This window comes from Brumimicrobium mesophilum, assembly GCF_003025005.1.
Classification (GTDB): domain Bacteria; phylum Bacteroidota; class Bacteroidia; order Flavobacteriales_D; family Crocinitomicaceae; genus Brumimicrobium; species Brumimicrobium mesophilum.
In genome coordinates, this window is the sequence record NZ_PVSS01000017.1 from 76103 (window position 1) to 88070 (window position 11968).

The window sequence follows — 11968 nt, forward strand, 5'->3', positions numbered from 1 at the left end:
TAGGGTGATTATTGAATATAATTATTTAAACTGCGGTTGTTGGTTATTGAGTGGGTTTGAAAATATCCGTGGGATTATTAATTCACCCACAACAATCAATTAAAACCAAATCACTTCATTAAAAATTAGTTTTATTACCTTTGGATTTAGGTAAATGAAAGAAACTCTTCACATAAAAAACATGGTTTGTCCGCGGTGTATTACCGCCGTGGAAAATGCTTTTCAGGAATTGGATATTTCCGCAGAGAAAGTAGAATTGGGTCAGGCTTATCTCAGTGAAGAACTCAATAATACTCAACACGAAGAGCTCAGTATAAAACTAACTTCTCTTGGATTTGAATTACTTGCTTCAAACAAGTCACAGTTGATTTCAGAAATTAAAACAACAATTATTCAACAAATTCATCACAATCCTGAGCCTCTTACGGTAAACTTTTCTGATTTCTTGAGTAAAGAATTAAATTACGATTATCCTTATTTGAGTCGATTATTTTCTTCTGTTGAAGGAATAACAATCAACAGATTCATTGTGATCCAAAAAATCGAAAAAGTGAAAGAATTGCTCTTTAATGGTGAAATTCCTACAAAAGAAATTGCAGATGTATTGAACTATAATAGCGTTGCATACTTATCTGGCGTTTTCAAAAAAGAAACAGGGATGACCTTGACGCAGTTTAAAGAATTACGTGGTTCGAACCGGAAGGGAATTGACGTTTGGTAGGGGCGATTTGCAAATCGCCATTACCAAATCGCCCCTACCGCCTCTACCAAAAAACATATCATTCTCTCAAAAAACCATAACACTCTTGATGTCTTAATTCCTGACATTTGCAATTCTATTAAAATTAAACAAGTCAAATATTATGTCCATATCAATTGAAAAATCTACTTTTCCAGTAACAGGAATGTCTTGCGCAGGTTGTGCCTCTAGCATTGAAAACATTTTAAAGAAAATGGATGGTGTAAATGAAGCAGGAGTAAATTTCGCTTCGAATAGCGTGTTAGTTTCTTATGATAAAGAAACTGTGACCAAAGAAGAACTAAAATCAAGTTTACAAAGTGCAGGTTACGACATTATCATAAGCACTGAAAACGCAACAGAAGAACAAACCGAATTTCAAGATAAAGAATACAAGGAAGTAAAAAAAAGAACACTTTGGGCGGCAATCTTGACTTTACCCGTTTTCATCTTAGGAATGTTCTTTATGCATTGGAAACCTGGTCACTATATTTCTTTGGCTTTTGCCACTCCAGTACTATTCATTTTTGGACGTAGCTTTTTTATTAATGCATGGAAGCAAGCCAAGCAAGGGAATGTGAATATGGATACCTTAGTAGTATTAAGTACAGGAATTGCGTACACCTTTAGTGCTTTTAGTACATTTTTTCCTGATCTCTTTATTTCTCGTGGAATGCCAGCGCACGTTTATTATGAAGCGGCCACTGTGATAATCACTTTTATTCTTTTGGGAAAAGTGATGGAAGAAAAAGCGAAATCCAACACTTCGACTGCATTGAAAAAATTGATGGGATTACAACCTAAAACTTTGCGGGCGATAATCAATGGTGAAGAACAAGAAATTCCAATTGAAGCAGTTGAAAAGGGAAATACTATAATCATTCGTCCAGGAGAAAGAGTTCCTGTGGACGGAACAGTCATTAAAGGAAGTTCTTTTGTAAATGAAAGCATGATTACCGGAGAACCAACAGCTGTCGAGAAAACCGAAGGAGATAAAGTATTCGCTGGAACATTGAATCAAAAAGGAAGTTTTCAGTTTACTGCTGAAAAGGTAGGAAAGGATACTTTTCTTTCTCAAATCATTACTCGCGTTCAAGAAGCACAAGGAAGTAAAGCTCCAGTTCAGAAATTGGTGGATAAAATTGCTAGCATTTTCGTTCCTACCGTAATAGGAATCGCTATTCTCACATTTACTATTTGGATGATTTTTGGTGGTGAATTGGCATTTTCTCACGGATTAACTACAGCAATCGCAGTTTTGATTGTCGCTTGTCCTTGTGCACTAGGACTAGCCACACCAACTGCTATAATGGTAGGAATTGGGAAAGGAGCCGAAAACAACATTCTTATTAAAGATGCTGAAAGTTTAGAATTGGGACATAAAGTAGATGCGATAATTCTCGACAAAACAGGAACAATTACCAAAGGTAAACCGAATGTAACAGATGAAAAATGGTTGATCAACGAAAATAAAGAAGTCTTGCGTTCAAAACTATTGGCTTTGGAGGCAGATTCAGAACATCCTTTGGCTGATGCAGTGATTCGAAGATTAAAAGAAGGTGGTGTGGTTCCTTCTAAAATGAAAGATTTTAAAAGTATCACTGGACAAGGAGCTCAAGCAATTGACGAAAATGGAAAAACCTTTTTTATTGGAAATCGAACTTTAGTTGAAGGACAAGGAATTAAAATCGACAAAACTTTAAACGCTACAATTCAAAAGTGGCAAGATGAAGCCAAAACTGTGGTTTTCTTTACGGATGAACATCAATTAATTGCCATTTTAGGAATTGCAGATGAAATTAAAACGAATTCTGTTCAAGCGATAAAAGACTTGAAAGATTTAGGTGTTGCAGTTTATATGTTAACAGGAGATAATCAAAAAACTGCTTCTGCCGTTGCACATCAAGTAAGAATTTCAAATTTTAAAGGAGATGTAATGCCTTCAGACAAATCTGAATTCGTAAAGAAACTGCAAGTAGAAGGAAAAGTTGTAGCGATGGTTGGTGATGGCATAAACGATTCAGAAGCTTTAGCTCAAGCAGATGTGAGTATAGCTATGGCACACGGTTCGGATATTGCCATGGATGTTGCAAAAATCACTTTAACTACTTCGGATTTAGCATCAGTTCCAAGAGCTTTGAAGTTGTCTTCAAAAACTGTAAAAGGGATTCGTCAGAATTTATTTTGGGCGTTCTTTTATAATGTAATCAGTATTCCAATAGCTGCTGGAGTCCTTTACTCTTTAAATGGATTTTTACTGGACCCAATGCTTGCTGGTGCAGCAATGGCTTTTAGCTCAGTATCAGTCGTGCTCAACAGTTTACGCTTAAAAAATATTAAACTTTAGTGTGTTGTAATATCAGAAATATTATTTAAAATTGGGTTTTGATATTTCGGTATTTCGACAGACTCAATTACCTAAATATCATTGAAGCGCGGTGAAGCACTCTGAATAATCGAGATTTAATTTACAAAAGAAAATAAAACCAAATAATGGAAGAATTAAGATTTAAAACGACATTGAAATGTGGAGGATGTGAAGAAAAAGTAACTCCTGGTTTAAATGCAATAAACGAAGTTGAGGAATGGGATGTTGATTTAGAGAGTCAAGATAAAATTTTGACTGTATCAGCAACAAAAGATATTTCCTCTCAAATTATTGAGGCCGTTGAAAAAGTTGGCTTCGAAATTTCCAAACTAGAGTAAAAAAGAAGATTAGGAAACAAAAAATCTTAACCTAAAGTATATGACACTATTTTAGGTTAAGCTAATATTTACATATTTTTCAGGACCAAACCAATATTTAAAATCGGTCCTTGTCCAATATTTCGACCACTTAAAACATAAGCAGAACTTACATATCCACCTAATCTCTGGCCTAAAGGCTTGTAAAATGTTCCTCCTATTTTATGATAACTCACACCCAATTCACGAAATGACGGTGGTGCTGGAGTTCCTTTGTAATCAAACCCACCAAAAGTATATAAATTTTCATACCATATATCAAAATAATATTTCCCAGTTGCTTTTCCCACCTTTACACTTGCATTAGTTGCATTTGGAACAGGATCGAATTTGTAATTGTAAGCAAACTGTGCCGTTGCAAACCAAGCTCCAATTTGGTAGTGCACTATTGGCCTAATATCTAGCACCTTAGCTTTTTGACCGATTGCATTTATTCCTTCGGTTTGATAATCTGCAAGATTTGACGAAAATCCACCGGCAAGACTCAAAGAAAGTTCTCCCTGGGATAACTCAATCTTCCTTATTAGATATTTTAAAAATAGACTTCCATCCTGAATTGAATTCTGATCACCAATTGCAACATAAGGAATATGTATATATAGATCAAGACGATCAAACAATCCCGTAGAAACTGTTAAACTAGAATTATAAATTTTTCGTGATAAACCTATTTTGTCATTTCCTGCAAAATATTTTGAGGCGAATTCAACACCTCCACCAAAAGCGAGTTCAATATTTCCTTTTCCTTTGTAAAATCCGTCAACTCTGCCTTGTCCAAAACTGAAACCAGAATTCAACACAAGTATCATTATTAAGCTTAATGTAGAAATAAATTTCATAATAGCGTTTCTTAAGAAACACATGAGAACGCTTATTGTTTCACTATCTTATATACATTTTGACCTTCGTCATTATATACCCTCAAGGTATAAATCCCTTTCTCAAGGTGGTCAATCATAATTGTTGCCACTTCTGAAGTATGTAATATTTTATCTTCTTTCAATACACCCCTTCCTTTCATATCTACCATTTCTACTTTTAAAGCAGAAACATTAGAAGAATTAGTGATTTTCAAATGATTTGATGCTGGGTTTGGAGAAACTGAGATGTTGTCAAAACTTTGTTTTGTTGTAGAAGCATCTGGCCAACCCCAACCACATCCATCAATAACTTCAACAGTTACCACAGACGAATCGTTTGGACAGTTTACATTATCAATCACATATGTATAATCATAAACACCAAAAATTGATTGAGAATAAATCAAAGAAGAGGTCAACGCAGCTCCAGTAAAATCGTACCATGTTCCACCCAAATCAATATTACCACTTAAGTGACTAAAAAGTGAAACAGGTTCGTTTCTGCAAACAGTTGTATTACCATCAATTCCTGCAGAAAAATATTCATAAAACGATATAGTAGCAACAGTTGTATCATAACAAACCAATCTTTCGATGTAATACACTTCGTAAGTTGAACCTGTATCCAAAGTTGTAACGTTAAAATAAGGACCATTGACTAATCCAGGTTGACTTGGATAGGACCAATAACCACCGCCATTGGGTTTCACAATTATATTATCATCTAAATTGACTGTACTCCCTGTAATACAAACTACAGCAGAACCATCTTGTCCGGTTGTACTCACACAATTATCAATTCTCACATCGTCAATTAAAATATCATTATAAATTGGATGGTTTATGGTTAAGGTTTGATTCACCATAAAACGAACTTGAATTGTTTGATTCATGAATGCAGCTAAATCATAATTTTGAAATCTCCATACAGCTGAATCACCTGATAATGTATCAAGATTAGTCCAATTTGTACCATCAAAAACATCAATAATCAAGGGAGTGTTATCTCCTGGAAAATCGACATTATTGCTAAACCATTCGAAAGAGATAAAAGGAGTTGTCAATTGAGAAAGATCGATTTCTCGCGTAATCAACATCAAACTGTCAGGATTTGGATTTGAACCATCTGCTTTGGCAAATTCTCCTTCATTTTTTCCATTATTCGCAGCTCCATAATCTCCTTGGTCATTTAATTTCCAATAATTATCTGGGCTTGTACTCGGGTCAGAAGAAATATTTTCCCAACATTGAGGCATTACTCCGCTATCGAAGCTTTCATAAAAAGGAGCTTGAACAGGTGTGCATTGTGATTGAGCGTTCGTACTTAAACCAGACAAAATGGAAATCAAGAGGATAAAACTTTTTAGAGTTATAGTTTTCATAAAGTAGTTTTTTAAGATCATCTTTCGATTGAATATAAAAATACAAAGAATAAATGAGAATACAATTCATTAAATTCTAGGCAAATACTTACAAAAACAGGTTCTAAACAAACTTAAAATTAACAAAAAAGCGCCTCCCAAATGAGAGGCGCTTCAAAACAACATATATTCAATAAATTGAATAATGTGATAAAATATGTTTTACAATTACTGTTTTACAATTTTGAAAGATTTTTGTCCTTCATTATTATAAACTCTTAAAGAATAGATTCCTCTTTCAAGGTGATCAATCGCAATTGTAGCATTGGATGCATTATTCAATGCTTTATCTTCAACTAAAACTACACGTCCATTCATATCTAACATTTCCACTTTCAATGAAGTAGTATTAGATGGATTAACGATATTTAATTGACTCGTTGCCGGGTTAGGGAATACTGAAATATCCGTAAACAATTCATTATCTAACGATAAGAAATCACATGCGTTATCAACCGTAATTGTAACTATTGAGGTATCTGCAGGACAAACTCCATTATCAGCAACATAGAAATAGTTGTAATTACCAGGAATTGGTTGTGCCTTTGGCTGTGAGTTCGGAAGAAGTGTATTTGTAAAATCAAACCACTGCCCTCCTAAATCAACTGCACCTCCTAACGCTCCAAATAAATCTAGTGGCTCATTTAAACAAACCACGTCAGATCCATCGATACCAGCTGATGAAGGATTGAAAACATTTATCGTTGCGAAAGTTGTATCATAACAAACGAAACGTTCAACATAGAATAATTCATAAGTACCATCTGGTAAGAAGGTTACGTTAAATATAGAATCTTGAGTTAAGAAAGTTGGTTGAGATGGGAAAGACCAATCACCTCCACCGTTTGGCTTTGTGATAATATTATCATTCAAATCAACTGTACTATCTAATCTACAAACATCAAAAACTCCATCAACACCACCTAAACTGATACAATCAGCAATTCTAATCTCATCTAAAAGAATGTCATTATATTGAGATTGAAGAGTTGTAACTATAGCATTGTTTGTAACAAATGCCACCTTAACAATATTATTTGAATAGGCACTTAAATCATAATTAACAAATTGCCATTCTGGATTATCACCTCTAAGTGTATCTAGCAAGTTCCAATTTGTTCCATCATGAACCCAAATAATCAACGGAACATTGAAACCAGGTGTATTTGTATTGTTACTAAACCATTCGAATGATAAATATGGCGTTGCCAATTGAGAAATATCAACTTCTGGAGTCACCAAAACCATACTATCTGGGTATGGTGAAGAACCATCAGCCCAAGCATACTCACCTGGGGTTCTACCATTGGCAGTTGCACCATAACCAGGAGTACCTGTAAATTTCCAATAATTATTAACACTTGTACTCGTCAAAGAAGATTCATTCTCCCAACATTGTGGCTGTACAGCATTATTGAACCCTTCATAATAAGGAGCTACAGCAATACCACAGTCTGTATAAGTGGAGAAAGGACCTCTCCAAGCACTAGAATCACCACCACCACAATCAGATCTTACATAGAAATCATAATTTGCACTTGGTGTTAAACCTGTAACTATAAAAGGATTTGTTGTTGCATTAACTTCCATTCCTGAACCTTGAGTAAATCCTTCAAGACCATATTCAATAATCCAATTTGTTGCACCACTTAATGATGTCCATTGTAATTCAACAGATGTCGTAGTTACGTTAACTGAATCTAAATCAACAGGAGGTAAACAAGAAGGAGGATTAATGATATTAATTGTATAATCTTCAGCTTCTGCACTATTACCAGTACAAGCAGGCGGTGCAGTATTAAGATAATCCGCAACGACTCTCATTCTGTATTGACCTACAGCTATCCCAGTTGGGATTGTGAAACTACCACTTTGTGGCATCGATTGATAACCAGCCGAAGCATAAACTTTCTCAGATGCGTCAAATACAAAATCATTATTCCAATCTACATAAATTGAAGCCCCATATGTAAAAGTAGTAGATGCCGCAATATCAAAATCAATAATTTGAGTTTCATAAGCATCCATTGAAATAGTTGTGAAATCAGTATACCCTGCATTAGGCGTCCCTGGCCCTGATGCAGGATTATTAATATTCACAATTGCTCCATTGGTAACAAATGAAGTAATATGTTGTGGATTAGTACTCGTAATAGTAAAATCACAGTACTCATTATCAAAGTAATAAGGTCCAGACCAAGCTCCAGGATTAATACTACCACATTCTGCTTGAACATAAAATTCGTATTCTGTTGCAGGCGTGATTGTAATAGAGTAAGGATTTGTGGTTGCTAGCCCAGAACCAATTGAAGTTCCTGTACCTGGAGTAAATCCTGGCGCACCCCATTCTACATTCCAAGAGGTTTCACTTCCATTTGCTGTCCAAGAAAGCTCAGCAGTAGTTGCTGTGATATTGGATGCATTCAAAGCACTCGGAGCTAAAGCATCAGCAACTTGAACAACATAAGTTGCACTTTCATCACCATTTGCGTCTTTCACAATTACATCATGATTTCCTACTAATAAATTTGTAGGGATTGGTCCAAAAGCACCTCCATCAACAGAAAAAGTGAATGGAGCTGTTCCACATGCAACGTTTGTTACAACAAAGGAACCATCGTTTCCATTATTACAAGTTACGTCTATACTATCGATTTCAACATTAACTGGGTCAATTGTAACGGTCACAAGTGTTCGGTTTACACTCTCACAACCTGCAACACCAGAAGAAACATAGAAATCATAACTTCCGGCAGTTGCCGTTGGCATCACTGTAGTACCAACGGTTTCAAATGGGTTTGTCGTACCCAATACATTACCACCGGTTGCTGCATCATACCAAATAGCACCTGTTGGCACAGCAGAAGTATAATTTACAGTTCCGTTAAAACCTCTGTTGGCATTTACTCCACCAAAAGCAGAACATAAACCTGAGCCTGAAGTAATTGTAATTTCTCCGTTTGTTGCAACGGAAGGACCCGTTAATGTAGTATAACTAGCGTTATAATTAATATAAATACCCATAGTTGCTCCAGCAGCGATAACAAAATCAGCAACATCGATATTTTCAAAAGTATTTGCACCACCAACTGTAGTATAATTTCCCAACAAGGTCCAATTGGCCATTGTTGTTTCGGAACCTAAAAATGTTCCACTTTTTGTATAAACAACAGTTGAAGCACCGGCTCCATTAAATCTGGCATCAATCGTATTTACAGTAATATCATACGCACTAGTATTAGTAATATCAAACATGGCACCTCCACCACATCCATTTCCACCTGTCTGGTTATTAGTTGAAAGTGAAGCCGGACCTCCAGTAGTTGTTTCAGCTGTAATCATTGCAGAGGTTGAACCTGTACAATAATTGAATACGGATGGATTAGCTATTGGGTCATTAGGAATAATGGGGCATTGTGCATTAAGATTGACTCCAAATGCAAAGGTTGCAAATAAAAGCACCCCCTTGAGTAATTTTTTTTTCATAATTCTAGTATTTTGTTTGTTTAGGCTAAAATAAAAAAAAAATTCATGTTAAACAACATGTTAAAACAATGCTTAAGCTTTATATATTACTGGCGAAGAACAGAATACGTCATTAATCCCCACTATGATTGACATATAGAAAAAAAATAGTTCAAAAATCGGTTTTGGTTAATTTCATTGGAATCAACTTATTGTCAAATTGAGACCCATAAAAAAACGCCTCCCCGAAGAGAGACGTCTTATAATACAATGATTTATTGCTTCTAAATGAGTGATATGGAGTTTTTACCTCCAATAATTCACATCACTTTTATTGTTTTACAATTTTGAAAGATTTTTGTCCTTCATTGTTATAAACTCTTAATGTGTAAATTCCTTTTTCAAGGTGATCAATTGCAATTGTAGCATTTGATGCATTATTCAATGCTTTGTCTTCAACTAAAACCACACGTCCATTCATATCTAACATTTCTACTTTCAATGAAGCAGCATTAGATGGATTAACGATATTTAATTGACTTGTCGCTGGATTAGGGAAAACTGAAATATCAGTAAACAACTCATCATCTAACGATAAGAAATCACATGAATTATCAACTGTAACAGTCACAATTGAAGTATCTGCTGGACAAACTCCATTGTCTGCAATATAGATGTAGTTGTAATTACCAGGAATTGGCTGAGCTTTAGGCTGCGAGTTTGGTAACACAGTATTTGTGAAATCTAACCAATCTCCATCTGAATCGATGTTTCCTGTTAAGGCTCCAAAAAGGTTAATTGGCTCGTTTTTACAAACAGTTACAGATCCATCAACACCTGCAGATGAAGGTCCGAATACATTAATAGTTGCGAAAGTTGTATCATAACAAACAAATCGTTCAATATAATATACATCGTAAGAACCTGCTGGCAAATATGTAACATTAAATATAGAATCTTCAGTTAAGAATGTTGGTTGTGCAGAGAATATCCAATCACCACCACCGTTTGGCTTAGTGATTATGTTGTCATTTAAATTTACTGTACTATCTAATCTACAGATATCAAGTGAACCATCAACACCACCAAAGCTTATACAGTCATCTATTCTGATATCATCCAAAAGAATATCAGTATAAAAAGCACTGCTTGTTGTTGTAGTCAGATTAAGCATGAAGCGAACTTGGATGATATTATTTGAGAATGCACTCAAATCATAATTTACAAACATCCATTCAGAACTATCTGCAAGTAATGTATCTAGTAAATTCCAAGATGTACCATCGTAAACTTCTACTATTAAAGGGTGGGTATCATCAGGAGTATTCGTGTTGCTACTAAACCATTCAAACGCTAAATAAGGAGTTGTTAACTGAGAAATATCTATTTCTGGCGTAGTCAACATTACACTATCGCTTGTATAAGAAGCATCTACCCAAGCATAAGAATTGTTTGGACGACCATTAATAGCTGGAGCTGATCCATATCCCGGATTTCCATCGAACTTCCATAAGTAGTTAACGGTTGTACCACCAGTTGCCAAATTATCCCAACATTGTGGTTGCGCACCACTATTGAAGCCTTCATAGTAAGGCGCTACAACAATACCACACAATGTATATGTTGAATATATACCTCTTTGAAGACTTGAATCTCCAGGAGCGCAAACTGTTCTTACATAAAAGTCATAACTAGAACTAGGTGATAATCCTGGTACAGTATATGGATTTGTAGTTACAACTACTTCTGTCCCTGCTGAAGATCCTGGTGTGAATCCTGAAGGACCGTATTCAACTATCCAATCTGATGTAGCTCCATTATTTTCTACCCATGATAACTCTACAGAAGTTGTAGTCACGTTGAGAATTGTTAATTCTGTTGGTTTAAAACAGCTTGGAGCTTCCATTACCATTACATCATCCAGAAGAATATCATTGTTAAATGCTGTACCTGCAATAGATTGATCTACTGAAAATCTAATTTTTACAGTTAAACCCGCATAAGCAGACAAATCTAGAATTTCTTCTTGCCATGCAGGATCATCTCCTTCAAAAGTTGCAATGGTAGTCCAAGTTGTTCCATCGAATACATCTACTCTCATAGGGTTATTATCCCCTGGAATAACATTATTGTTACTAAACCATGAGAAACCAACAGAAGGAGTAGTAAGTGGAGACAAATCAATCAATGGAGTGATTAAGTTAATAGAGTCAGGGTTTGGTGTTGAACCATCTGCCCAAGCATATGTACCCGTTGGTCGACCATTCGCTGTTGCTCCATATCCAGGAGCACCTGTAAACTTCCAAAAATTGTTTGCAGCCGTCGTAGTACCAGAAGATAAATTCTCCCAGCAAGCTGGTAGCGCTCCACCGCTAAAGTCTTCGCTGTATGGTGCAATTTCTGTTGTACATTGAGCCATTGATGATGTAACCATACCGGTTACAGCAACAGTTGCTAGCCCAAGATTTCGTAATTTTTTGTAAAATTTGTTCATATTAAAAGTATGAGTTTTTTGTGAATAATGTGTAAAAATAAGGTATTGAGCCCATTAAACAAAAACATGCTCCATTTTTTTTAGTATATTAACATTGGATGTTTCTATATACCAAAAAAAAACGCTACTCAAAGAGTAACATTTTTTGAAATAAATTAAAGTGATAAAACTGAAGCGATTCAACTATTTTGAATCGCTTCAGTTTTTAAAAATTATTGTTTCACAACTTTGAAAGTCTTCTGAC

Annotated in this window: 7 protein-coding genes; 3 read left to right on the forward strand and 4 right to left on the reverse strand. The window is 35.3% G+C overall.

Going from position 1 to position 11968, the window contains the following annotated elements; all coding sequences use genetic code 11:
* The first annotated feature begins 154 nt into the window (after window positions 1–154).
* The 3 genes from C6368_RS15660 (at window position 155) to C6368_RS15670 (ending at window position 3445) form a co-directional block, all read left to right on the forward strand.
* Window positions 155–721 carry an AraC family transcriptional regulator gene (locus tag C6368_RS15660; protein ID WP_107040173.1) on the forward strand — a complete coding sequence of 189 codons (567 nt, stop codon included), beginning with the start codon at window positions 155–157 and terminating at the stop codon, window positions 719–721.
* 142 nt (window positions 722–863) lie between these two features.
* Window positions 864–3086 (forward strand): heavy metal translocating P-type ATPase, encoded by a 2223-nt coding sequence (locus tag C6368_RS15665; RefSeq protein WP_107040174.1) that lies wholly within the window; start codon window positions 864–866, stop codon window positions 3084–3086.
* 146 nt (window positions 3087–3232) lie between these two features.
* The gene (locus tag C6368_RS15670; RefSeq protein WP_107040175.1) at window positions 3233–3445 is read left to right on the forward strand and encodes a heavy-metal-associated domain-containing protein; all 213 of its coding nucleotides are present in this window, start codon (window positions 3233–3235) and stop codon (window positions 3443–3445) included.
* Between the two features lie 68 nt (window positions 3446–3513).
* Here C6368_RS15670 and C6368_RS15675 read toward each other — a convergent pair whose 3' ends face one another.
* The 4 genes from C6368_RS15675 to C6368_RS15690 form a co-directional block, all read right to left on the reverse strand.
* Window positions 3514–4323, reverse strand: a complete 810-nt coding sequence (locus tag C6368_RS15675) for a hypothetical protein (RefSeq protein ID WP_107040176.1) — start codon at window positions 4321–4323, stop codon at window positions 3514–3516.
* A gap of 32 nt (window positions 4324–4355) precedes the next feature.
* Complete coding sequence (locus C6368_RS15680) at window positions 4356–5726, reverse strand: T9SS type A sorting domain-containing protein (RefSeq protein WP_159038640.1); 1371 nt, start codon at window positions 5724–5726, stop codon at window positions 4356–4358.
* 207 nt (window positions 5727–5933) lie between these two features.
* Window positions 5934–9251 (reverse strand): GEVED domain-containing protein, encoded by a 3318-nt coding sequence (locus C6368_RS15685; protein WP_107040178.1) that lies wholly within the window; start codon window positions 9249–9251, stop codon window positions 5934–5936.
* Window positions 9252–9561: 310 nt separating this feature from the next.
* Entirely contained in the window at window positions 9562–11724 is a 2163-nt protein-coding gene (locus tag C6368_RS15690) for a T9SS type A sorting domain-containing protein (RefSeq protein ID WP_107040179.1), read from the reverse strand.
* Window positions 11725–11968 lie beyond the last annotated feature (244 nt).